The 24,573-nt window shown below is 41.8% G+C and carries 19 protein-coding genes; 10 read left to right on the forward strand and 9 right to left on the reverse strand.

All coding sequences use genetic code 11. The annotated features are described in order from the left end of the window. Positions 1-5: 5 nt before the first annotated feature. The gene (locus L2672_RS15560) at positions 6-857 is read right to left on the reverse strand and encodes a formate/nitrite transporter family protein (protein ID WP_248996763.1); all 852 of its coding nucleotides are present in this window, start codon (positions 855-857) and stop codon (positions 6-8) included. A 456-nt stretch (positions 858-1,313) separates the two neighbouring features. Between L2672_RS15560 and L2672_RS15565 the strand changes: the two genes are divergently transcribed. The 3 genes from L2672_RS15565 (at position 1,314) to L2672_RS15575 (ending at position 4,185) form a co-directional block, all read left to right on the forward strand. Next, positions 1,314-2,648 carry a Na+/H+ antiporter NhaC family protein gene (locus L2672_RS15565; RefSeq protein WP_275975067.1) on the forward strand — a complete coding sequence of 445 codons (1,335 nt, stop codon included), beginning with the start codon at positions 1,314-1,316 and terminating at the stop codon, positions 2,646-2,648. Positions 2,649-2,812: 164 nt separating this feature from the next. Beyond that, positions 2,813-3,451 carry a hypothetical protein gene (locus tag L2672_RS15570; RefSeq protein WP_248996764.1) on the forward strand — a complete coding sequence of 213 codons (639 nt, stop codon included), beginning with the start codon at positions 2,813-2,815 and terminating at the stop codon, positions 3,449-3,451. Positions 3,452-3,453: 2 nt separating this feature from the next. Next, positions 3,454-4,185: a pseudouridine synthase gene (locus tag L2672_RS15575; protein WP_248996765.1), complete on the forward strand. Its 732-nt coding sequence runs from the start codon at positions 3,454-3,456 to the stop codon at positions 4,183-4,185. Between the two features lie 72 nt (positions 4,186-4,257). On the opposite strand, the gene L2672_RS15580 is transcribed toward L2672_RS15575, so the two are convergent. Further along, positions 4,258-6,414 carry a S46 family peptidase gene (locus L2672_RS15580; protein WP_248996766.1) on the reverse strand — a complete coding sequence of 719 codons (2,157 nt, stop codon included), beginning with the start codon at positions 6,412-6,414 and terminating at the stop codon, positions 4,258-4,260. A 221-nt stretch (positions 6,415-6,635) separates the two neighbouring features. Further along, positions 6,636-7,838 (reverse strand): aromatic amino acid transport family protein, encoded by a 1,203-nt coding sequence (locus tag L2672_RS15585; RefSeq protein WP_248996767.1) that lies wholly within the window; start codon positions 7,836-7,838, stop codon positions 6,636-6,638. A 468-nt stretch (positions 7,839-8,306) separates the two neighbouring features. On the opposite strand from L2672_RS15585, the gene L2672_RS15590 reads away from it, so the two are divergent. Continuing rightward, positions 8,307-8,861, forward strand: coding sequence for a TMEM165/GDT1 family protein (locus L2672_RS15590; RefSeq protein WP_248996768.1), 555 nt, complete (start codon positions 8,307-8,309; stop codon positions 8,859-8,861). A gap of 44 nt (positions 8,862-8,905) precedes the next feature. Here the strand turns inward: L2672_RS15590 and L2672_RS15595 are convergent, their stop codons facing one another. Further along, a complete protein-coding gene (locus tag L2672_RS15595; RefSeq protein ID WP_248996769.1) occupies positions 8,906-9,529 on the reverse strand; it encodes an MliC family protein in 624 nt (207 codons plus the stop codon). A gap of 49 nt (positions 9,530-9,578) precedes the next feature. Next, positions 9,579-9,770, reverse strand: a complete 192-nt coding sequence (locus L2672_RS15600; protein ID WP_248996770.1) for a cytoplasmic protein — start codon at positions 9,768-9,770, stop codon at positions 9,579-9,581. Between the two features lie 137 nt (positions 9,771-9,907). Between L2672_RS15600 and ohrR the strand changes: the two genes are divergently transcribed. The 4 genes from ohrR (at position 9,908) to L2672_RS15620 (ending at position 14,568) form a co-directional block, all read left to right on the forward strand. Beyond that, complete coding sequence (gene ohrR, locus L2672_RS15605) at positions 9,908-10,366, forward strand: transcriptional regulator OhrR (protein WP_248996771.1); 459 nt, start codon at positions 9,908-9,910, stop codon at positions 10,364-10,366. Further along, positions 10,356-11,510 carry a 23S rRNA (uracil(747)-C(5))-methyltransferase RlmC gene (gene rlmC, locus L2672_RS15610; protein WP_248996772.1) on the forward strand — a complete coding sequence of 385 codons (1,155 nt, stop codon included), beginning with the start codon at positions 10,356-10,358 and terminating at the stop codon, positions 11,508-11,510. The genes ohrR and rlmC overlap by 11 nt, the downstream gene beginning before the upstream one ends. 104 nt (positions 11,511-11,614) lie before the next feature. Further along, positions 11,615-12,766, forward strand: a complete 1,152-nt coding sequence (gene chrA / locus L2672_RS15615; RefSeq protein ID WP_248996795.1) for a chromate efflux transporter — start codon at positions 11,615-11,617, stop codon at positions 12,764-12,766. Positions 12,767-12,903: 137 nt separating this feature from the next. Continuing rightward, the gene (locus L2672_RS15620; RefSeq protein ID WP_248996773.1) at positions 12,904-14,568 is read left to right on the forward strand and encodes a methyl-accepting chemotaxis protein; all 1,665 of its coding nucleotides are present in this window, start codon (positions 12,904-12,906) and stop codon (positions 14,566-14,568) included. A gap of 44 nt (positions 14,569-14,612) precedes the next feature. Here L2672_RS15620 and L2672_RS15625 read toward each other — a convergent pair whose 3' ends face one another. Then, entirely contained in the window at positions 14,613-15,596 is a 984-nt protein-coding gene (locus L2672_RS15625; protein ID WP_248996774.1) for an ion channel, read from the reverse strand. Positions 15,597-15,815: 219 nt separating this feature from the next. On the opposite strand from L2672_RS15625, the gene prfB reads away from it, so the two are divergent. Together prfB and lysS are read left to right on the forward strand one after the other, a co-directional pair. Beyond that, positions 15,816-16,914 (forward strand): peptide chain release factor 2 gene (gene prfB, locus L2672_RS15630; protein WP_248996775.1). Its coding sequence is split into 2 segments (ribosomal slippage): positions 15,816-15,890 and positions 15,892-16,914, totalling 1,098 coding nucleotides; the frame shifts between segments, so codons are not numbered across the junction. Between the two features lie 12 nt (positions 16,915-16,926). After that, a complete protein-coding gene (gene lysS / locus L2672_RS15635) occupies positions 16,927-18,429 on the forward strand; it encodes a lysine--tRNA ligase (RefSeq protein ID WP_248996776.1) in 1,503 nt (500 codons plus the stop codon). A gap of 212 nt (positions 18,430-18,641) precedes the next feature. Here the strand turns inward: lysS and L2672_RS15640 are convergent, their stop codons facing one another. The 3 genes from L2672_RS15640 to uvrA form a co-directional block, all read right to left on the reverse strand. Then, positions 18,642-20,444, reverse strand: coding sequence for a DEAD/DEAH box helicase (locus L2672_RS15640; RefSeq protein ID WP_248996777.1), 1,803 nt, complete (start codon positions 20,442-20,444; stop codon positions 18,642-18,644). 146 nt (positions 20,445-20,590) lie between these two features. Then, a complete protein-coding gene (locus tag L2672_RS15645) occupies positions 20,591-21,631 on the reverse strand; it encodes a M20/M25/M40 family metallo-hydrolase (RefSeq protein ID WP_248996778.1) in 1,041 nt (346 codons plus the stop codon). Positions 21,632-21,658: 27 nt separating this feature from the next. Further along, on the reverse strand, positions 21,659-24,511 hold the full coding sequence (uvrA, locus tag L2672_RS15650; RefSeq protein WP_248996779.1) for an excinuclease ABC subunit UvrA: 2,853 nt from the start codon (positions 24,509-24,511) through the stop codon (positions 21,659-21,661). Positions 24,512-24,573: the final 62 nt, after the last annotated feature.

Consider the following 24,573-nt stretch of genomic DNA (forward strand, 5'->3'; position numbering starts at 1 on the left):
AAAACTTATGACAATGCGCTTGAATTGGTTGCCGTTGTCGGTACTGCTGTTGCTTTACGTTCAGGACTCGTTTTCACATGAGTCAGATATAATGGAAGACCCACTAATAATAATCCGCCGACTAAGTTACCTAATGCTGTAGGAATTTCATTCCAAATAAAGTAATCAACAACGGTAAACTCTCCCCCCATAATCATTGAGAATGGAAATAGGAACATGTTGACAATCGAGTGCTCAAAACCCATAAAAAAGAACAACATAACCGGCATCCACATTGCAGCCATTTTGCCGCTGACAGAGGTTGAGATCATTGCACCAACAACCCCCATAGACACCATCCAGTTACATAACATGCCGCGAATAAAGATAGTAAACCAGCCAGCAACACCATGTTCTTGGTAGCCTAAGGTACGTGATTCACCAATGGTACTCACTTTAGCTGCTAAGGTGCCACCGTCGGTGTTATAACCATAGGTTAGAATAAATGACGCAAAAAATGCCACTGTGAGCGCACCAGCAAAGTTACCGGTAAACACTAGCCCCCAATTTCGAAAACATTGGTCCCAAGTACATCCCGGACGCTTATTTAATACTGCTAAAGGGACTAGGGTAAATACACCGGTTAATAGGTCAAACTTCATGAGGTATAACATAATGAAGCCGACAGGAAATAATAACGCACCAATTAAAGGTGAGCCTGTTTTGACGATGACGGTAATGGCAAAAAAGGCGGCTAAGCCTAAAATGGCTCCCGCCATAAAGGCTCTTACTAACGTATCTTTGGTAGACATGAATATTTTTTGCTCACCCGCATCTACCATTTTGGTGACAAACTCCTTGGGTTCTATATATGACATAGCGCTGCATCCTATCGTTATTTAGTTACACGTGCATAAGCTATAACTGTGCCATAAAATTTAATGCGATTTATTTCAATGGCTTATTCTAATCTGGTGTCGTAATTAAGCTAAAGTTGTGCACCTTGCACTAACCGTCTGCACTTTCATAGAGCAAAAATCACTCAGGTGGCGGTGTGATATTTTTAGTAACTAGCTGGATTGTTATCTATTTGATGGTGTTTATGTTGCGCTATTGGGGTGTCAGTTTTTGTAATTTGTAAAAACAGACCTAGAAGCAAAGAAGTCTAGACGTCTAGATTGCAATTATTAAAAAGTTCTCTTATTCTTGGCTCAATTATTCAAGAGTGTATAGGATGTATGTGTCATATTCGTTATTGCGAATATAGTTAACCTAAACCCATTTAAGGTTAGTTAGCCACTCATCAAGCTAAACCGATAACAAGAGAGATAACTTTGACTATATCAGCCACAAGTAATAATTCCCCTAAGCCTTCGTTTATAGCGTTAGTGCCACTATTTATTTTTCTGGCATTATTTATTGGTGCAGGATTGTACTTCCAAAGCCAAGGTGTTGATTATGCGTTTTATCAACTCCCTAGTGTGATTGCTATTTTACCGGCGATTATTTTGGCGTTATTACTGTCAAAGCAAAAATTAAACAATGCCATTGAAACCTTTATTGGTGGTATCGGCCATAGCAACATTATTGCAATGTGTTTAATTTACTTATTAGCGGGCGCATTTGCCTCGGTGGCGAAGGCAACGGGTGGCGTTGATGCAACCGTCGCGCTAGGCTTGTCACTTATCCCTTCTGACTTATTACTACCAGGATTTTTTGTGATAGCAGCCTTCATTGCTACTGCAATGGGGACCTCTATGGGCACGATTGCTGCCGTGGCACCAGTTGCATTGGGTGTGGCTGACCAAGCGCAAATTGACTACGCCTTAATGGCAGGTGCAGTAATGTCAGGGGCGTTATTTGGTGATAATTTGTCGATTATTTCAGATACGACTATTGCCGCAACACGTACCCAAGGCTGTGAAATGAAAGATAAGTTCCGTGAAAACTTAGTCTTTGCTATTCCTGCTTCAATTATTACCTTAGTGGCATTTTCTTTTGCAGGGCAAGGTCAGGCAGATATTGACCCGCAGCAAATTGAGTTTGTAAAAGTGCTCCCTTATTTAACCATTTTGTTTTTGGCTGTAGCTGGGTTAAATGTGTTTGTTGTATTAACGCTGGGTATTGTTTTAGCGGGCGTAACAGGAATATTTGCTGCTGATTACAATGTGATTCAGTTTGGTAATGACATTTATACTGGCTTCACTAACATGCAAGAAATCTTCATTTTATCTATGTTAGTCGGTGGCTTAGCTGCATTAATGCAGCAACAAGGTGGCTTAAGCTTTGTGAATAATAAAGTTGAAGGGTTAATTAGCCGTTTTTCAAAGTCGAATGGCGATGCTTCACCAAGAGCGGCTGAGTTAGGTATGGCTGGCATTGTTGCAGCAACCAATACCTGTGTAGCCAATAATACGGTTTCTATTGTTGTAACCGGTGATATAGCCAAAGATCTGGCACAAAAACATGGTGTTAATGCTAAACGCGCAGCAAGCATCATGGATATTTTTGCTTGTATTATTCAAGGTTTAATTCCGCATGGCGCACAGGCATTATTAATCGCTTCGGTATTTACCATTAGCCCATTAACGGCAGTATCTAATGCATGGTATTGCATGATCTTAGCGGTGGTTGCCGTGGCTATTGTGATTTTTAGAAAACGTCACTAATCATCACTTTCTTCTTGTAAGCGATTTAAAAGCCCCAAATTAACGTTTTTTGGGGCTTTTACTTTTGATAAATATCACGGTAAGCTCTGGCTATGATTTTTAAACCAGCTTAATTTGTGTCCTTACCTCATCGAAACTACGACTTATATTTAGTGATTGTTTTCATGTCTTTGGCGGCGGCTATTATTGCAGCCACAGGCGTGGTCATTGCCTTAATTGCTGAAATTCAATACATGCCAGTGAGTGTGCTTACGCTGCGCCCAGATAAGTTGGGTGATTATATGAATTCACCTTTGGCCATTGTGTTTAATCTGTCTTTATTGGCTGCTGGGGCATGTTTCTTTCTAGCCACTCTTGCCATTTATTTTACCTTTCCAGATCCGCTTAGCCGAGCCATAGCTGTAGTGGGTGGCATTGTAGGTATGAGTATTGCGCTAATGGGGATATTCCCAATCAATATGCTAGAGTGGCACCGTCAAGTGTCTACGATTTATTTATTAAGTTCATTATTGCTACATGCTCTGTGTTTTGCCGATTACTTTAAGCCGAAAAGTACCATGACAAAGCGGGTGTTGAGCTTATCTATATTAAGCATTTTTATGTCAGTGGCGTTGATCAGCATGCTTGACTGGAATGTATTAGATTTTGTCGCGTGTGATGACCCTGATGAGCATTTTTGTTTAGTGGCAGTGTGTATGTGGATGCTCACACAAACTAATATTTTATGGTGTGTGTGCTTAGGACTCGGTATGCGTAAATATATTATTGCTCAGCAGTCTTTTCGCCAGCATGCTTTAGTCTGATAATGTCTAGCAACTCATTGTCTCGATATCGTCTGGCTCAATATTTAGCTATGTGTGGTGTCGCTTCGAGACGACAAGCTTCAAGGTTAATTCAATCTGGTCGAGTGACCTATAACCAACGTAATGCCACTCACATTGATATGGTCGATACGCAACAACCCCTGCCCGATGTAATGGTTGATGGCGTCAAAATTTGCCTACCAGAGGCCAAAGTATATTGGCTTTACCATAAACCGGTAGGTGTAGACTGCAATTTGGTGGCTGACAACCCACAAAGCTTGATTCATTTATTACCAGCCAATGAACGGGTTTTTCCGGTGGGGCGGTTGGATAAAGATTCTCGCGGCCTATTAATATTAACCAATGACGGTCACTTAACGCAGCAATTAATGCACCCAGATTATCAGCATAGTAAAACCTATCATGTGACAGTTAATCAGCCCATTGATGAGCAATTTTTGACATCAATGGCACAAGGCATAAGTTATGAAAAAGGGCAAAAGGCGGTAAAGACACAGCCATGTGCTGTTTGCCAACTAGATGCTAATCAATTTAAAATTGTATTAACTCAAGGGCTTAATAGACAAATTAGACGCATGTGCCAAGCGTTGGGCTATAAGGTGATTGATTTACAGCGTGTGGCAATAGGTGGGTTAAGTTTAGCGGATTTACCCGAGTCTCAATGGCGACACTTATCACCAACAGAAGTGGCTTTATTAACTGAAGTTAGCTGACTGAAATGACGCGAAATAGTAAACAGAATCAAAGGAGTAAACTATTATGGTTTACTCCTTTATTTATATCAGTTATTTCACAATTTCCATTTCAGCTAATAAATTATCAGCATGATCTAAATGTTCCATCACCCATAACATATAGCGACTATCAACTTGAATAGAGCGATTGGTTTGTGGGTCGTAACCCCAATCACCAATGATGCTCTCATAAACACCATCAAATAATAATCCCACTAATTCAGCACGACCGTTTAGGGTAGGCGAACCTGAGTTACCGCCAGTGGTATCTAGAGTTGATAAGAAGTTAACCGGTACAGAGTCAATTGACTTCATGTAGTAGTCACCGTATTGCTTTTGTTTTATCAGCTCAAGTTGTTTAGCTGGGGCATCAAAAGGATCTTCACCGGTGTCTTTCGCTAAAATGCCTTCTAAGCGTGTAAAGGGGACTGCAACTAAACCATCTTGTGGGGCATAGCCTTTTACGTTACCAATGGTGACACGTAAGCTTGAGTTGGCATCTGCATAAACAGGCTTACCAAGTTGATGATTATAAGCAATGATCGCGTCCATATATTGTGGGCGTACTTTCATTAAATCACCAGCCAGTTGTTTCGCTTGGGTTTCACGCGCCATGGTCTCATCATAAGTGCTTACAGCAAACTTAATGAAAGGATCGTTCGACTTTTTAAATTCAGCAACAGACTTGTCCATCCATGCTAAACGGGTTGCTTTATCAGCCAACTCGGTTTTAGCGTACATTTTATCTAGTACTTTTTGAATGGTCGCATCATCTGATTTTTTGTGAATACCAAAGGCTTTATCAAAGTCTTTTAAGCGCTGGTCAGCGGGTAATGCTACATAACGTTTAAGTAAATCAAATAAAATTGCTTTATCAACACTGGCAGCATAGCGTCTATCAATGCGTTCCATACTTGAAGTGAAACGAGTCATATCGCGTTGCTGAAAACCGGGTTCACGTTCCATGTCTGGCAGCGCCTTCTCATGCGCTAGGCGATATAAACGACTCGCCGTTGTCATCATGGTGGTGTAACCCATGTAGCCCAATATCATGTCGCGCTCTTGGTGTGCTTGACTTTGTTCAATAAGCTTATTTAACTGAGTTAATGTTTCACCATATTTCTCAACGCGTTTATCATCCTCATTGATCCATTTCGCTAAGTTTTGCTCAGTTGCTTTTCGATCATCAAGCATGGTTGATTTGCCATAAAACTCGATCATTGAGGTAAAGTTTTTAGCATAATTAGCTAAGCCTGCAAGGGCGCTTTCGTACTTAATACGCTCGTCACTACCCTCGGGAGCCGTGTCTTTAATAATTTCAATCAAGCGCTCACGAAGCACTTTTCCTTCTGGGTAAGCCCATTCAAATTGGTTTTCAACTTCATCAGCCGTGCGGTAACGGTTAGTACGTCCCGGATAACCCGCAACCATCACAAAGTCACCTTCGCTAACGCCTTTAGCAGACACCTTTAAGAAGCTTTTAGGCTCATAAGGAATGTTATCTTCACTAAAGTCTGCCGGTTTACCATCTTTGCCGACATAGGCACGATAAAATGAGTAATCACCCGTGTGACGAGGCCACATCCAGTTATCAATATCGCCACCATATTTCCCCACACTGCCTGCTGGGTTATAGGCTAAGCGAACATCACGAATTTCCATTTGCTTGACTAGATAATACTCCAGTCCACCATGAAAGCTGTATACCTGACAACGATAACCGTCCTCGGCTTCACATTCTGCCACTAAGGCTTTTTCTTGCTGTTCAATACCTTTGTAAAATTCATTACCGACTTTAGCCATTTGGCCTGATTTTATTTGGTCAGTAACATTGGTTACTGCTTCAGTCACATAGATGCGTGAACCAGGGGTTGCAGGCAGTTCATCTGCATAGGTCTTGGCTAAAAAACCCTCTTTAAGTAAATTTTTCTCTGGGGTCGAATTGTATTGAATCGAGCCGTAAGCACAGTGATGGTTGGTAACAACTAAGCCTTTAGGAGAGACAAATGAGGCTGTACATCCACCTAAACTAATCACGGCATTCATTGGAAATTCGGTAAGCTTAGAAATTGATTTAGCATCAATTTCCAGTCCTTTTTGTTTCAACATATCAGCCATGGCTGGAAGTTGATGAGGTTGCCACATACCTTCATCGGCTTGTGCGGTAAAACTGGCTGCTATCGCAGCAGTGAGAAGCCATTTTTTCATTGAGTTAAATCCATTTTAAGTCACAAGCTTAGTGGGGTAGCTCTAAATGATTGGAGCTGATGATAAGTTTGTGATGATACTAATTATTTTAATAGTGTTGTTTTCGGTAAAAATATGGCAAAAAAAAGCCAGACCGAAGCCTGACTTTAACAAAACTGACAAAATGTTAATAGTGATAGACAAAACCTGTTACAAACTCGACTCTGTCTTATGTGCTGTAGTTAACCTAGCGCCACCATTAATTGAGCTATAACAATCAGTAAGCCGATAACGGCTGCTGCTACAAGTGCAGGAGTTCCGCCCATTACCTGATAACCGCCTAAGTTTTGCTGACGCTGTTTAAAGGCCATTGCAATCGGTAAAAATATAATCATTACCACTAACGGTATTGCCGCAAAACCTAATACTTGGAAAAAGCCGTCAGGGTAAAATAATGCACATAATAAAGGTGGAATAAAGGTAATTAACCATGTTTGTGCACGTCCCGCTTTAGTCGTTTTAGCGCGAGTTAACTCAGCTACATAATCAAATAGGCTCATGGTGACACCTAAAAATGAGGTGATTAACGCAAGGTTGGCAAATAAATCAATAAACTGACTGACCACTTCAGACTCAGCAAGCCCTTGAAGTGCAACGACTAACTTAGGTAATGAACCCTCGAATGAATGCACTGTGTCGCCACCCAATGTTCCTAAGGTCACCAGTAACCACAGAATATAGCAAACCAATGGTATGGTTGAGCCAATAAGTAACACTTTACGAAGCGATAGCGCATCACCATCTAAATAACGCACAATGGTTGCAATACAGACATGGAAACCAAACGAAGTAAATACAACTGGAATAGCGGCTAACCATAAGCTGTTTAGTTCGCTACCCGTTGCCACTTCATTGGCTGTATCATTTAGCACATTTGCAAGGTTTACCTCGGGCAGTAAAAACGCCACAACTAATGTCAGTAATACCACCATGGCAGTAAAAAGAATTCGTGAAACTTTATCAATCCAACCCACACCAATTGCGATAAAGCCACCAAAGAATAAGGTGAATATAAGTACGGCAGCTTGATTATTCAGTTCAAGTCCTAATGGTGCTAAGCGGGTTTCAAGTAAAGATGAGCCACCCATGAGATAAACCATTGTTAAGGCAAATAGCAAACTTAAAAATGAACCACCTTGAATGATTTGCCCTACTTTACCTAGTGTTTTACCGGTAATGGCATGAACATTATCACCTACACCTGTTCGTAAATTGATTTCTAACATCAGTAATGATGTATACGCTGAAATTCCCCAAATAACGACTAATAGCAAAATTGCTGGAATAATACCTAATGCTGCAGTGGCCAATGGCAGTGCTAACATACCTCCGCCAATTGCAGTGCCGGCTACGATTGAAATTGAGCCAAGTGTTTTTAAGTTCACGAATTGAGTTCCATAACATTATTGTTTTAATTGTTAACGACAGTAGCAGATGGCAAATAGTTCAAGCAAGAAACTTAGTCCTTTAAAGGCCTTTGGCACTGTTTGTAAACAATTACATAACATGCTGCTAATGGGAAATAAACGCGGTCGCTGCAATGGTGTATCATTACAGCGTTGTGCTGAAGGTTGATTGAATAATGACGCAATTATTACTACTTTAATATGAGGTTGCTGATGATTGTTTAATGATTATTTTTAGGGTATATTGCGCGCCTGAATTAGGGGAGTAGCTAGCCAAGTATGCACTATACTTAGGCGTTTATATCAACATAATTGGCTACATTGCCATGGTATAAACAACATCGTTTACACGTTGTTAAGCAAGACCTAGCACAATAACAGTCTCGTTGAGGGTAGGCTGGTATTTTGCTTGGTTATTTACCCTCTATAATACACAGGACTTTTCTTTTGGAAGCTTTTCTTGCCTCAACTGTCACCGTTGCTATTGCTGAAATCGGCGATAAAACCCAACTGCTCGCATTACTTCTTGCTGCTAGATTTAAAAATAAAACTGCCATTATAGTTGGTATTACTTTATCAACATTAGTGAATCATTTTGCTGCTGCATGGATAGGGCAATTTACCGTTGGGCTAATTGATCCTCAATGGACTACTTACATAGTGGCAATATCCTTTTTTGCTATCGCTTTATGGGTGTTGGTTCCTGATAAAATGGATGATGACGATAATCGTTTTTATAAACTTGGCGCATTTATGGCCACGTTCATTTTATTTTTTATTGCGGAAATGGGCGATAAGACTCAAGTGGCTACCGTTGTACTCGCGGCAAAATATGATGCCTTGATGTTAGTCGTGCTCGGGACGACATTAGGGATGTTAATTGCTAATGTGCCCGTGGTTATATTAGGGCACTTAGGAGCAGAAAAATTACCGATGAAACTCATTCACCGTAGTTGTGCGGTGATGTTTGCCGCCTTGGGTGTGGCGACATTGTGGTATTAATTGATGTGTTGAATAAGTAGCATAACAATAATTAGCCCTAATGATTAATTAGGGCTAATTTGCTGATAAACACAGATTACAGGCTTTTGTCCGTATTCTTCCAACCGTGCTTCGTCTTGATGAGTCCATAAGCTGGTATTTTGTGCGACATACTTAGCGCCCGAAGCCGTTTTTGTGAGTAGCCCTAGCTGGGGTGTTGTTGGAGGAATGTTTTGGCCTGCATAGTGAAATACTGCAGCGGGCAGAGCGGTATTATTATAAAAATAGACTATTAAGTTGAATGGCTTATCTGCTTGGCATTGATAGTTAACTTCTTTTGGCACTTCTACCGCGCCAGCGGCAATTTGTAATTCAGTAATACGCGTTTGGTAATTGTCTTTGGTGCACTGTAATTTATCGTCCGCTTTCCAACAGTCATTACGGCCTTTAATCCAGCCCCGTTGTTCGGCTTTTATTAATTTCAATTCATTAGCATCAACTTGTGAAATCAGCTTTTGATATAACGGTGCAAGTTGATTATCGAGTTGTGCCAGTTCATCTGTTTGGCAAATAAGAGTTTCAATTTCCCCTTGCGCTTTTTGGCAATCAAAAGAGGGAGATTGAGCATGTAGATTGGTACTAAGAAGCGTAACTAAAATGCACGCTATCTTGGTGCTGTTAACCTGCATGTTCTGCCCTCAAAATTTTATGTTTAGATAACAAATCGTGAAGTGAAACTTATGCTTTTGTGTTGATGTTATGCCCTACATTACCGACTGGCGCAGCGGGAGGTAAAGCGGCTTCAATGAGTTGTAAAGCCATTTCTCCTTCAATTTTTTGTTGATTCTTGGCCATAACAGCAACCTTCAAGCTGTTACCTGAATCAATATTAATTGGCATGTTGCCACTTGAGTTAACTGAAATTGTCATAATTATTTCTCTTAAAAAGTGTTATTAGATATATCGGCCGTGATGCAAATATAATAAGCATCATTTTGTATCAGGGGTTATAGGTTGTGCGCAATTAAAATATGATATTATATGGGTAATTATAGAGGAGATTAATCATGTTGCCAGAAGACCCACTCGCCTTAGAAAATCAGGTTTGCTTTTCTTTATATAGTGCCACTAATGCAATGATCAGAGCTTATCGTCCTTTATTAGACAGTTTATCAATTACTTATCCTCAATATTTGGTGATGATGGTACTGTGGAAAGAGTCGGGTATTAGTGTTAAAACATTGGGAAAAAAGCTGCATTTAGACTCTGGTACATTAACTCCTTTGCTGAAAAGACTTGAATCTAAAGGTCTGGTAATTCGCGATAGAAGTGAACTGGATGAGCGTGTCCGGGTGCTACACCTGACGAAAGAAGGTCAGGCATTGCGTCAACAAGCGCAAGATATCCCTGAGATCATGCGTTGTAAAGTTGGTGGGGATTTAGCTCAGCTTCAGCAGCTAAAGCAATTATGTGATAACGCATTAAAGATGATGAATACTGGAAAGGCCGATAGTTGTGAAGTGTGATTTTTTTGAAAAAGGGGATTGCTTATCTTGTGCTGATATTCAATTGGATATGGCTGAGCAACTGGCACGTAAACAAGCAAAGTTACAGCAGTATTTTACAGGGTTGTCAGTAAGTGATTGGCTTGAACCCATTGAAAGTCAAGCAGGTGGGTTTCGTAATAAAGCCAAAATGGTGGTGTTGGGTGCGGCTCATCAACCCATTTTGGGTATCGTAAACCCTCAAGGTAATCCCATTAGTTTATGCAATTGCCCTTTGTATCCAAAAGATATGCAGTTATTGCTAAATCGGTTGCAGCTGTTTGTTCAGCAAGCGGGGATTCCGCCTTATCGAGTTGATAAAAGTAAAGGTGAGCTTAAGTTTATTTTATTGACCCGCAGCTTTGTTTCGGGCGAGTTTATGCTGCGATTTGTACTAAGAAGTGAACAAGCTATCGAGCGTATTAAACGTGAGCTGCCTAAGTTACAGGCTGAATTTCCGAAAATTAGTTTAGTGTCGGTAAATATCCAGCCCGTACACATGGCCATTTTAGAAGGCGAACAAGAAATCTTTTTAACCGAGCAAACTCGGCTGGCAGATCAATTTAATGATGTGCCTTTGTATATTCGCCCGAAAAGCTTTTTTCAAACCAACCCTGAAGTTGCGCAGCAGCTTTATCAAACTGCCCGTGAATGGGTGGCAGAATTTAATCCAAGCCACATCTGGGACTTATTCTGTGGTGTAGGCGGGTTTGGGCTACATTGTGCCAGCCAATCTATTCGGTTAACCGGTATTGAAATTGAGCCTGAGGCCATTGCCTGTGCCAAAATGTCGGCAGCCCAGATGGGGCTGAGTGATATTCACTTTCGAGCCATCGATTCAACCGACTTTGCCAACGGTATTGCACCAGAAGACAAGCCAGACTTAATCATTGTGAACCCGCCTCGTCGTGGCATTGGTGAAAGCTTGTGTCATGCGTTAAGCCAGTTTGCACCTAAAGCGATTGTGTATTCCAGTTGTAACCCTAAAACCTTGGTTAAAGATTTAGCGATGATTAGCGGTTACCAAATTACCAAAGTTCAGCTTTTTGATATGTTCCCCCATACTGATCACTATGAAGTGTTGGTGATGCTAGAAAAATCAGCTTTACAAAATAGATATAATTAGCACATGTCATAACAAGTTCATATTTCTGTCATAAACTAATATGGTTTACGTGTATTCGTTTACGACAATGATGAACCAGTGAATTACAGGAAGTTACCAATATGATATGGCAAATTTTTAGTCGGTTTTTAGCTTTGGGGTTGATCAGCTTTGGCGGCCCTGCAGCGCATATAGGCTACTTCAGAGAAACTTTCGTCAAAGAACTTAATTGGCTAGATGAGAAACAATACGGCAGTATTGTTGCTCTAAGCCAATTTATGCCTGGTCCGGGTTCTAGCCAAGTTGGTTTTGCTATTGGTTATCATAAAGGTGGACTTGCGGGGGCTTTGGCCGCTTTTTTAGGTTTTACTTTACCGTCTTTTTTACTGTTGTTTTTGTTTGCCGTGACCAGTGCTAAATGGTTGCAGGTAGATGCCGTTGCAGGGGCCATACATGGCTTAAAGTTACTTGCTGTAGTGGTAGTAGCTGATGCGACGTTAGCAATGTTTAAACAATATTGTCAGCGAAAAACGGCCCAATGTTTAATGCTAGCAACGGCTTTTTGTTTGTTAGTTATCCCTTCTTTACTGACCCAAATGGTGGTGTTAGCTGTTGCTGCTGTTATCGGGTGTTTAGTACTAACCCGAGGTGACAATATTTCACCTGAAACCCCGCATATAAAATTGAATTATTCATGGTTAGGCTTATTTATTATCGGCTTAGTCGCATCGTTTTTTCTGGCCAACAAGCCTGACAGTGTTGGGCAAATATTCGGCCAATTTTATCAGGTAGGCAGTTTAGTGTTTGGTGGGGGTCATGTTGTGCTGCCATTACTTGAAGCCAATGTGGGTGAGCTTGTTACCCAAGACCGTTTTTTAACAGGTTATGCATTAGCGCAAGCCATTCCCGGGCCAATGTTCACTTTGGCGACATTTCTTGGCGCTGATATTTGGCAAGAATCTCCGATGTTGGGGGCAATAGTGGCTACGGTTGCCATTTTTGTTCCAGGTTTTTTATTAATGCTAGTAGGGCTGAAAAGTTGGCATGCAATTAGCCAGCGTCCGGTGATAGCGGGTGGGTTAGCGGGCGTTAATTCGGCCGTTGTGGGCTTACTGTTGGCAGCGCTGTATCAGCCGGTATTCACGACAGGGGTGATGTCTAGCTTAGATATGGGACTGGTATTGGTTGGTTTTGGCGTGTTAAAAGTGGCTAAACCCAATATTGTGCTGTTGGTTATTGGCTTTGCTATGGCTGGGTCAGCGGTTTCTATGCTGTAAGTGTCTGTGTTGAATATCAATATTGATATACGTTACGCTTTTTTAAATAAAAGTGTGAAGCGAATATGTGTTTCTTCCTAAAAAATCTCATACCCAAACTATAATTACTTAAATAATTATAAAGAGGGTAACTCGTCATGAAAAATTTATCCCTACGCAATAAGCTTTTGGCATTATCCTTAGTGCCATTAACGCTCATTTTAGGCGTAGTTTTGGTGCTTTTTTATTACAACGAAACTCAGTCGTTAACCAGTGATATTAAAGACTTCAGAGAACAACTCATCTTAGAACGTAAAAACCAATTAAAAGAAGCGGTTGAAATTGCCCAAGGGGTGGTTGAGCATCAACTTGCGCTAGGTGATAGTGGTAATGTGAATGATGCGTTGCGTAATTTACGTTTTGGTTCAGCCGGTTACTTTTATATGTATGACACTGACGGGGTGAATGTTTTTCATGCCTTAACGCCTAGTCTTGAAGGTCAAAATAAAATTGATATGACCGACCCTAGCGGTAATAAAATTATTGTTGGCTTACTGAATGCTGCGCAAAATGGTGATGGTAATTTTACTTATTATTATCAAAAGCCTAATACTGATGGATTGACTGAAAAGTTAGGCTTTGCCGTTATGGTGCCTGGAACGAATTGGATGCTAGGCTCTGGTGCTTATATTGATGATATTGAACAAGTTACCAGTGAGTTTAAAGCTATTCAGTCTGAAAAAATGATCAGCCACCTTGTCATGTTTATTGTCATTACCACAGGTTTAGCGTCTTTGACCGCATTTGGCGTTATTGTTGTGGCAAAAGTGATGGTTCAACCCATAGAGAATATGGCTGAGTCATTAAATGATATTGCCAAAGGTGAAGGGGATTTAACCAAACGATTAACCATTAAGGGCAATGATGAAATCGCTAAACTCGGTTTAGCTTTTAATCAGTTTGTTGATAAGTTACAGCATATTATTGGTGATGTAGCGGTAGCAACCCATGAAGTTAAGCAAGCCGCCGTGACCATTAATGGACAAACAGTCACGATTTCTGAAAAGCTTTACAGTCACAATAGTGAAATAGACCAAATTGTCACTGCGATAACTGAAATGTCGGCCACAGCACATGATGTGGCTCAAAATACCAATCAAGTTGCAGAATCAACCGATGTTGCCACAGGCTATGTGATGCAGGCGCAAGAATGCGTGGACAACTCATTAAATGAAGTATCGCAACTGATGTCGCAAATTGATCGTGCAGCTAATAACATTCAATCTTTGAATGAGCAGTCTAAGAAAATTAATTCGGTCTTAAGCGTTATTGGCGGGATTGCAGAGCAAACTAATTTGCTTGCGTTAAATGCGGCTATTGAAGCGGCAAGGGCGGGCGAGCAGGGCCGAGGTTTTGCGGTTGTTGCTGATGAAGTTAGAAACCTAGCCAGCCGAACTCAAGCTAGTACCGTGGAAATTAACGAGATGTTGAATGAGTTACATAAGTCTGTTTCTCAAGCCGTCAGTGCTATGGAAGAAAGCCAAAAAAGTGGCGTGCGTTCAGTTGAGTCATCTAAAGCGATTTCTGAAAGCTTAGGTGCAGTAACCTCATCGGTAACAAACATTAATGATATGAGCACCCATATCGCGACGGCTGCAACGGAGCAAAGTTCGGTGACAGAAGAAATTAATCGCAATATCACTTCGGTGCAAGAAATTGTTAATGAGCTGCTCGCTTCAAGTCAGCAAGCGGCTGAGGTCAGTACCTCTGTTGCTGAGTCGGGTAACAATTTAGATCGCTTAGTGGGGCAGTTTAAAGTGTAGAAATAACCATAAGCTTAGGCTTTACTTCAAAATGAACCGTTAAATCAGCGGTTCATTTTTTTGACGAAAACCACCACAAACAAGGCGATTGTAAAGCTACCCGTAAAAGCCTCTATTGCGGCAATTGCCCGCGAAAACCCTATGGGGGTAAAGTCTCCATACCCCAATGTCGTGAAGGTGACAACGGAATAGTAAATACAATTAAAAAATAGGCTGATATTTTGGATAATGCTATTGCTAAAATGAAACTGGTGAATTTGATTGTCGTAACTGAGCCCTGTAAAGAAATAACATATGGCACAAACTAAAATAAGCGCTAATGAAAAACCAATTACCCTTAATGGCGCTTCACCATAACCACAAAATAGGTCAATAGATTTTGAAATAATGCGTTCCATCGACCATCTTGGCATTTGATGTCGGCGCATAATTAACTCTTTGCGCATAAAGTCACCGGCCATGGCGAATAGCCCTTCTCTATCGGCTGATTTCCGCAGGTCTCGATAAATTTCCTCGGCTTGTTCAAAGTAATCTAGCGCAATTTCCTCTTCCCCTAGTTTTTCAGCATCTCGGGCTAATTTTTCTTGTTTAATTTGTTTGCCAACACATATATTTTCAATTTTTGCACCGTTCCATTTTACCCCTAATAAATTAGTGTTGGTAAAATTGGCGCAATGGACATTCGCATCACGTAAGTCTGCTTTCATTATGCTGGCATGATTTAAATTAAGGTTGAACATATGTGCGCCTTTTAAATTGGCGCGATAGAGCTCGGCATGGCTCATATCAAACCCAGCCTTAGAATGATGTTTAACTAAATCAATTCCGCTGAGCTCAGCCCGTTTTAAGTAAATTCCACGCAACATACCGCCCCCTCTAGCAAAAGCCTCTAATCTGGCTTTATCATCAGGGTTATTTTTAATAATACGAGGGTCATGCCAGTAACACAGGCCGGAAGGCTCGGCAACTTCATGGCAAGAAAACCCTTCATCTTCATGGTAGCAGCAGGTTGGCTTTTCTTCGGTCATGATTAAAGTATAGTCGGTGTTCACGTCGTTGCAGGCGAGTCTTGTTGAAGCGACTTTTTGCAGTTTAAGGGCTATTTTTTATGATTATTGGTTCACTCAAAATCGTATCCTAAAAAAATTCGTCTTCAAAGATAAACAGCCCCTAGGTTTAGTGTGCTGCATGGGGTAAAATGTGCCGTTAAACCTTTAGGTCACTTATTTAGTTAAAGTTGAAAATTCATGTTTGAAGTTAATCCGGTAAAATTCAAAATTAAGGAGCTTGCTGAACGCACAGAGCTTCTTAGGGGGTACCTTTGACTACGCTGCTAAAAGCGAGCGTTTAGAAGAGGTTAGCCGAGAGCTTGAAAGCTCTGAAGTGTGGAATGAACCTGAGCGTGCACAAGCACTAGGTAAAGAACGTTCAGCCCTAGAAGCAGTGGTAAAAACCATTGACGATATGGATAACGGTCTTGAGGATGTGGAAGGCTTATTAGAACTCGCCGTTGAAGAAAACGATCAAGATACTTTTGATGATGCTAGCGAAGAAATTGCCGCCCTTGAAGCCCGTCTTGCTGACTTAGAGTTTCGCCGTATGTTTGCCGGTAAAAACGATGCAGCAAGCTGTTATCTTGATATTCAATCTGGCTCTGGTGGTACCGAAGCGCAAGATTGGGCCAATATGGTTTTACGCATGTATTTGCGTTGGGGTGAAGCCCATGACTTTAACCCTGAATTAATTGAAGTGACCGCCGGTGATGTTGCCGGTATTAAAGGTGCAACAGTAAAGTTTACCGGTGAATATGCCTTTGGTTGGTTACGCACCGAAACCGGCGTACATCGTTTAGTGAGAAAGTCACCTTTTGATTCTTCTGGTAAACGCCACACCTCATTTTGTTCAGTATTTGTTTACCCTGAAATTGAAGACGATATTGAAATCGACATCAATCCATCTGATTTACGTATTGATACCTATCGCGCCTCTGGTGCCGGTGGTCAGCACGTCAACAAAACGGATTCAGCGGTACGTATTACCCATTTACCGACAAATACTGTGGTGCAATGTCAAAACGATCGCTCACAACATAAAAACCGTGACTCAGCCTTTAAACAGTTAAAAGCTAAGTTATACGAATTAGAAATGCACAAACAAAACGCCGATAAGCAAGCCGCAGAAGACGCTAAGTCTGATATCGGTTGGGGTAGCCAAATTCGTTCATACGTATTAGACGATGCCCGTATTAAAGATTTACGCACCGGTGTTGAAAACCGAAATACCCAAAGTGTCTTAGATGGCGATTTGGACAAGTTTATTGAAGCTAGCCTTAAATCTGGCCTTTAACGAGAGAAGAAGATGACTGAACAAACTCAAGATGAAAACAAGTTAATTGCAGAACGTCGTGCAAAGTTAGACCACATTCGCACGAACTGCCCAGCAAATGGTCACCCAAATAACTTCGATCGAAAACACAAGGCGGCTGATATTCAAGCTGAGTATGGTCAGTACTCAAAAGCTGAGTTAGAAGAAATGGGCATTCAACGCTCTATTGCTGGTCGTGTAATGGCTAAGCGTGGTCCATTTTTGGTGATTCAAGATGTGTCAGGCCGTATTCAAGCCTACGCAGGTAAAGACGTTCAAAAAGATTTAAAAGCCACTTACCAAGGTTTAGATATTGGTGACATCGTGGGTGTGACTGGGCAACTTCACCTTTCTGGTAAAGGTGACTTATACGTCAATATGGAACAGTACCAATTATTGACTAAAGCGCTACGTCCACTACCTGAAAAGTTCCATGGTTTAACTGACCAAGAAACGCGTTACCGCCAACGTTACGTTGACTTAATTGTTAACGAAGACTCACGCGAAGCCTTTATTATGCGTTCTAAAGTGGTTACAGCTATCCGTAACTTTATGGTTAAAAAAGAGTTTATGGAAGTAGAAACCCCAATGATGCACAGCATTCCAGGTGGTGCTTCAGCACGTCCATTTGTGACTCACCATAATGCGTTAGACATCGAAATGTACCTACGTATTGCGCCAGAACTTTACCTAAAACGTCTAGTTGTAGGCGGCTTTGAGCGTGTATTTGAAATTAACCGTAACTTCCGTAATGAAGGTTTATCACCTCGCCATAACCCAGAATTCACCATGATGGAATTCTATATGGCGTATGCTGATTACAAAGACTTAATGGATTTAACCGAAGAGATGTTAAGCTCAATTGCCACTGAGCTTTGCGGTTCTCCACAGCTTCCATACGGCGAGCACACGGTTGACTTTGGTGGCCCATATGCGCGTTTAAGCATGTTGGACGCGATTAAGAAATACAACCCAGATAATGCCACTATCCAGTCTATGACTTATGAAGAAGTGAAAGACCTTGAGTTTATGCGTAATTTGGCGAAAAGCCTCGGCATGACCATTGAAAAATTCTGGACTTGTGGTCAGTTACTTGAAGAAATCTTTGGTGAAACCGCAGAACCTAAGTTAATGCAACCTACGTTCATTACCGGTTACCCAGCTGATATTTCTCCGCTAGCGCGTCGTAATGATGAAAACCATTTCATTACTGATCGTTTTGAGTTCTTTATTGGTGGCCGTGAAGTGGCTAACGGGTTCTCTGAGCTTAATGATGCAGAAGACCAAGATAACCGCTTTAAAGCACAGGTTGATGCAAAAGATGCGGGTGATGATGAAGCTATGTTCTACGATGCTGATTATATTACTGCACTAGAGCACGGCCTACCGCCTACAGCGGGTCAGGGTATTGGTATTGACCGTTTGGTGATGCTATTTACTAATACTCACACTATTCGTGACGTGATTTTATTCCCTGCAATGCGCCCACAAGGCTAATTATTGTAATGGAATTGCTTGGCTGAATCAGTTAAAGCTTAATAAAAATACCAGCCTATATGGCTGGTGTTTTTTTGCGCTATACTTCTTTGCGCAATACTTTTTTGCGCAATAATAGGGTGTTTTGTGTAATAAAAGCCAGATACAAAAAATCCAATATCATCGCTGATATTGGATTTTAGTGTTAAACCAAGATGGTTAATCTTATAAGATTAGCCATTGTCACGTGGTTTACGTGGACGGCGATCACCTGATGGACGGTCACCACGAGGGCGGCGGTCATTACGATCACCGCGTGGACGACGAGGTGCACCTGCGCCACGACCTGAATCGACAAACTTCTCATCACCGGCTTCACGGATGTTTAATGGACGACCACAAACGCGCACTTTGCGTAAGTGAGTTAATACGTCTTTTGGCATGCCGTCTGGTAGGTCAACGGTAGTCACTTGATCATATAATTGAATTTGACCAATGTAACGGCTGTCGATGTTGGCTTCGTTAGCAATGGCACCCACAATGTTACCTACACCCACACCGTTTTCACGACCTACGTCGATAACATAACGGTTCATTTTCACATCTGGATTGTCTTTTAAGCCGTCTGCTTTACCAAAACTAGTTGGTGCAGGGCGGTTGCTTCTTTCGCGACGAGGGCGATCTTCGCGAGAGTCACGTGAATCACGTTGACGCTCTTGAATTGGAGGCAATTGTAAAGGACGCTCTTGCTGTACTTGATGTAATAATGCGGCAGCTAATAAGTCTGTATCAACTTCTAGTTGAGTACATAACTCTGCAACAGCATTTTTCATGAAGTCTAAATCGCCATTCAAGGTTTCTTGAATTTGCTCGCCTAAACGAGACAAACGACGCTCAGCCACAGTTTCAGGGCTAGGAACTTTCATTGGCGAAATACGGCTGTTTGTTGCACGTTCAATGGTACGTAACATACGCATTTCACGATGGGTGACAAACAGAATCGCCATACCAGTACGACCAGCACGACCAGTACGGCCAATACGGTGAACATAAGCTTCTGAATCGTATGGAATATCGTAGTTTACAACGTGACCAATACGTTCAACGTCAAGACCACGAGCAGCAACGTCTGTTGCAATTAGAATATCTAATTTGCCACGCTTAAGCTGTTCAACGGCACGCTCACGAGCTTGTTGATTCATATCACCGTGTAATGGTGAAGAAGCATAACCACGGGCTTCTAGCTTTTCAGCTAACTCAACACAGCTGTTACGAGTTCGAACGAAAATGATAATACCTTCAGTATTTTCAACTTCTAATACACGAACCAGTGCTTCAAGCTTATTGTGTTGTGAAACCTGTACAAAGCATTGCTCAATAGACTCAACCGTAGTGTGGCTAGCCGCAATACTAATATGAACAGGATCATTGAGATGTTTGTTAGCCACACGCTTGATTTGTTCTGGCATGGTTGCCGAGAATAATGCTAGCTGACTGTTGGCTGGCTTATGCTCTAATACCCATTCGATATCGTCGATAAAGCCCATTTTTAACATTTCATCAGCTTCATCAAGCACAAGTGCCTTTAATGAATCTAATTTTAAAGTGCCACGACGCATGTGATCCATAACACGACCTGGAGTACCTACAATCACTTGTGGGCCACGTCTTAGGGCGCTTAATTGTTGATGCATGCTTTGACCACCGTAAATAGGTAGTACGTGGAAGCCTTTCATGTGTTTTGCATAGCTACCAAACGCTTCAGCAACCTGTACGGCTAGCTCACGAGTTGGGGCTAAAACAAGAATTTGAGGTGCATTTAAGCGGATATCTACTTGATTAAGTAGTGGAAGCGCAAAAGCACCGGTTTTACCTGTACCAGTTTGCGCTTGGCCTAAAATATCTTTACCTTCCATAAGAGGGTCGATACTTGCTGATTGAATAGGTGTTGGTTTTTCATAACCTAGCTCGTCAAGAGCACGCAACAAATTCTCAGACAGGCCGAGTTCGCGGAAAGTTCTTTCATTGGATGACATTGGGTGTAGCCTTGTGGATGTGCGCGAAATTCGGATACTCGCGCTATGGTTCACAGACAGAAAATCAACCCCGTGTCGATTCTCCGCGCCGAAAGGGCAATATTATAGCAACATTTAGCGACTTTGACTATATAAATAACAATAAATTATTTAAAAGTGGCCTGATTTTTGCCAAACCGGCTTTGTTCGCGAGTTGTTGTTAAGTCTGTTCGCGTTAAAAATGAGTAGGCTATTTCAGTTACCGTGGCAATAAATGCAATATTTACCGTATCAATCTTATCTTGAGGGGTGTGGTATTTGTTGTGTGGCGGCACGCCAAAGTATATCCATGGTAGTCCAGCCTTATGAAATGGATAATGATCTGAGGCATTCAGCCAATTCATGCGTTTAATATTAGGCCCTTCTCGTTGCACATAACTTAACCGAATGCAGAGTTTGTGCTGTTGACTAAGTTGCTGGCGGATAGTGGCAAACTGGTTAAAGTTATTCTCTCCCTCAACATAAATTGCCCTTGGCTTTGAAGGGTGACCAATCATATCGAGGTTCATCGCTAGCTCAATTTCCATACCAGGTGTTTGTTCAATCTGTTCAACTAGCGCATAACTACCATGCAGCCCTGTCTCTTCTGCGTCGGTGGCAACTATCATTAAGTTAACATCATCTAAACCTGAAATTTGCCATTGCTTGGCAATAGCCAGTAATCCCGAGACACCAGAAGCGTTGTCGTCTGCACCATGGTAAATTTTTGAGCCTTGCTGACCAAGGTGATCATAATGCGCCATAACCACTCGCCATCGAGTCGAGAGGTTTTTGCTTGGAATAACCCCGACCATATTCACGCCTGTTGTGGTGCTGAATAGGCTACTGTACTCGAAGCTATGTTGATACTCTTGTTGCCAAGGAATAAGGCCGATTTCACTAAAACGTTGGCTTAAAAACTGTTGACTATAAACCGACTCCGCACTGGCCGTTTTACGGCCAGCAAATTTGTCAGATGTGAGTATTTGAATATCTTGGGTGATTTGCCCTAAATCAACCCATGATGGATTTAGCGGCTGATTACAATCGATATTGTTATGGAGGTTGTTAGAGCAGCCACACAGCACCAATAAACCTATTAATAGTGTCACAGCGTGCATTTGTTGAATCGTTAACCGGAGCGCTTTGATATCCATATATCTTGTCAATCTTAACGCTCCTTAATTTATAGCTAATTACTTTTTGCTTTGACGTTTTTTGTGTAACTCAAGCATCGGCTTTAAAAAACGCGCCGTATGTGAAGTGGGGTGTTTCGCCACATCCTCAGGGCTGCCAGTGACTAATATTGTCCCGCCGCCTGAGCCACCTTCTGGGCCTAAGTCGATTATCCAGTCAGCGGTTTGAATCACATCTAAGTTATGTTCAATGACTACAACAGTATTGCCGTGAGACTTTAATCGGTGGAGTACATCTAACAATAGTTGAATGTCTGCAAAATGTAAGCCGGTGGTCGGCTCATCTAAGATATACAAGGTTTTACCTGTATCACGTTTAGAGAGTTCTTTGGCCAACTTAACCCGTTGCGCTTCACCGCCAGATAAGGTTGTGGCACTTTGCCCTAAACGAATATAAGACAAACCGACATCCATTAAGGTTTGTAATTTACGCGCTATGGCAGGAATCGCATCAAAGAAGGTGCGGGCATCTTCAACAGTCATTTGCAGCACTTCGTGAATGTTTTTGCCTTTGTATTTTACTTCTAAAGTTTCACGGTTATAACGCTTTCCTTTACAGGCGTCACATGGCACGTACACATCAGGTAAAAAGTGCATTTCAACCTTAATGAGGCCGTCACCCTGACACGCTTCACAGCGGCCACCTTTAACGTTAAATGAGAAACGACCGACTTGATAACCCCGTGTTCTGGCTTCTTGTGTGCCCGCAAATAGCTCTCTAATGGGAGTGAAAATACCCGTATATGTGGCAGGGTTAGAGCGAGGTGTGCGGCCAATGGGACTTTGATCAATATCGACAACTTTGTCGCAATGATCCATCCCTTTAATGCTTTTATAAGGTGCGGGTTCATCTACCGTCGCTTTGTTGAGCATACGGTGGGCAATTTTGAAAAAAGTGTCGTTAATTAAGGTGGACTTCCCCGAACCAGATACCCCAGTGACACAGGTAAACAAGCCAACAGGAATGGTGAGGTCAACATTTTTAAGGTTATTACCCGTTGCACCGGTTAATTTAATGACTTTTTTACGGTCAATTGGCGTGCGTTTGTCTTGAATATGAATCTGCTTTTGGCCTGACAAATATTGGCCCGTAATCGACTCTGGACAGTTTACAATATCGGCTAATGTGCCTTCTGCAATCACTTCGCCACCGTGAACCCCTGCACCAGGACCAATATCAATAACGTGATCTGCTGTTCTTATGGCATCTTCGTCATGTTCAACCACAATAACAGTATTGCCTAAATCGCGTAGGTGAATAAGGGTGTTGAGCAAACGCTCGTTGTCACGTTGATGTAGGCCAATAGAGGGTTCGTCTAGTACATACATCACGCCCACTAACCCTGCACCAATTTGGCTGGCTAACCTAATACGTTGGGCTTCACCACCAGATAAAGTGTCGGCTGAGCGAGATAAGCTTAAATAGTTCAAGCCAACATTCACCAGAAAGCCAAGACGCTCGCCAATTTCTTTTAAAATTTTGTCCGCAATTTGTGCTCGTTGTCCTGCAAATTTTAATTGTGCGAAATAATCTTTTGCTTCACCAATCGACCAAGTGGTTAATTCCGGTAGCGTTAAGTCACCAATAAACACGTTGCGGGCTTCTTCGCGTAAGCGAGAGCCACCACAAGTATTACAGGGCTGCATATTAATAAATTTGGCCAGCTCTTCACGTACAGAATTACTTTCTGTTTCGCGATAGCGTCGATCCATATTATTTAAAATACCTTCAAATGGGTGGTTTCGAACCACTACGTCACCACGGTCATTGATGTATTTAAACGCAATACTTTGCTTACCGGAGCCATATAACACTAACTTTTTAACGTTGTCGGGTAGTTGTTGATAAGGTGCTTCAACATCAAAGTCATAATGTTCAGCTAATGAGCTGAGCATTTGAAAGTAATAAAAGTTGCGGCGATCCCAGCCTCGTACAGCACCACCAGCTAATGATAATTCTGAATTGGTGATCACTCGGTCAGGATCAAAACATTGCTGAACTCCTAGACCATCACAAGTTTGACAAGCACCTGCTGGGTTATTAAATGAGAAGATTCTGGGTTCTAACTCGGTCATTGAGTAGCCACAATGAGGACAAGCAAAGTTAGCTGAAAAAATCAGCTCTTCAGTTTTATCATCATCCATTGAGGCTATTTTGGCGATGCCGCCTGAAAGCTCTAAAGCTGTTTCAAATGACTCTGCTAAACGTTGTTTTAAATCTTCACGTACTTTGAAGCGGTCAACCACCACCTCAATGGTGTGTTTAATGTGTAAATCTAACGTTGGTGGGTCAGTTAAGTCACAAACTTCACCGTCAATACGGGCACGAATATAGCCTTGAGCCGATAAGCTCTCTAATAACTTTACGTGCTCACCTTTGCGATCATTCACTACAGGAGCCAGCAACATTTGGCGGCTGTTTTCGGGTAGTGCTAATACTTTGTCGACCATTTGGCTCACGGTTTGCGCTGATAAAGCTTGGCCATGAGTAGGGCAGCGCGGTTCACCGACACGGGCAAACAGTAAACGAAGGTAGTCGTAAATTTCGGTCACCGTTCCCACGGTTGAACGTGGGTTGTGCGATGTGGACTTTTGCTCAATGGAAATGGCAGGGCTTAGCCCTTCAATATGATCAACATCAGGCTTTTCCATTAAGCTTAAAAATTGGCGAGCATAAGAAGATAATGACTCTACATAACGGCGTTGTCCCTCAGCGTATAGCGTATCGAAGGCAAGAGACGATTTTCCAGAACCAGATAACCCTGTTATCACAATTAATTTGTCTCTGGGAATGGTTAAGCTAATGTCTTTCAGGTTGTGGGTTCGGGCACCGCGGATTTCAATATTGTCCATCTAATCGCTCTATTATTAATTGAAGTCACTATTCAATTTAGTATCTCATATAAAAAGAATAC

Source organism: Shewanella gaetbuli, assembly GCF_023284065.1.
Taxonomy (GTDB): Bacteria; Pseudomonadota; Gammaproteobacteria; order Enterobacterales; family Shewanellaceae; genus Shewanella; species Shewanella gaetbuli.

Bases quoted from the DNA above. Each gene is read 5' to 3' on its own strand.
- L2672_RS15570 (WP_248996764.1), top strand. From the start codon at position 2,813: ATGTCTTTGGCGGCGGCTATTATTGCAGCCACAGGCGTGGTCATTGCC.
- L2672_RS15560 (WP_248996763.1), bottom strand. From the start codon at position 857: ATGTCATATATAGAACCCAAGGAGTTTGTCACCAAAATGGTAGATGCG.
- L2672_RS15600 (WP_248996770.1), bottom strand. From the start codon at position 9,770: ATGACAATTTCAGTTAACTCAAGTGGCAACATGCCAATTAATATTGAT.
- L2672_RS15625 (WP_248996774.1), bottom strand. From the start codon at position 15,596: ATGACCGAAGAAAAGCCAACCTGCTGCTACCATGAAGATGAAGGGTTT.
- L2672_RS15595 (WP_248996769.1), bottom strand. From the start codon at position 9,529: ATGCAGGTTAACAGCACCAAGATAGCGTGCATTTTAGTTACGCTTCTT.
- uvrA (WP_248996779.1), bottom strand. From the start codon at position 24,511: ATGGACAATATTGAAATCCGCGGTGCCCGAACCCACAACCTGAAAGAC.
- L2672_RS15580 (WP_248996766.1), bottom strand. From the start codon at position 6,414: ATGAAAAAATGGCTTCTCACTGCTGCGATAGCAGCCAGTTTTACCGCA.
- lysS (WP_248996776.1), top strand. From the start codon at position 16,927: ATGACTGAACAAACTCAAGATGAAAACAAGTTAATTGCAGAACGTCGT.
- ohrR (WP_248996771.1), top strand. From the start codon at position 9,908: ATGTTGCCAGAAGACCCACTCGCCTTAGAAAATCAGGTTTGCTTTTCT.
- L2672_RS15575 (WP_248996765.1), top strand. From the start codon at position 3,454: ATGTCTAGCAACTCATTGTCTCGATATCGTCTGGCTCAATATTTAGCT.
- L2672_RS15640 (WP_248996777.1), bottom strand. From the start codon at position 20,444: ATGTCATCCAATGAAAGAACTTTCCGCGAACTCGGCCTGTCTGAGAAT.
- L2672_RS15620 (WP_248996773.1), top strand. From the start codon at position 12,904: ATGAAAAATTTATCCCTACGCAATAAGCTTTTGGCATTATCCTTAGTG.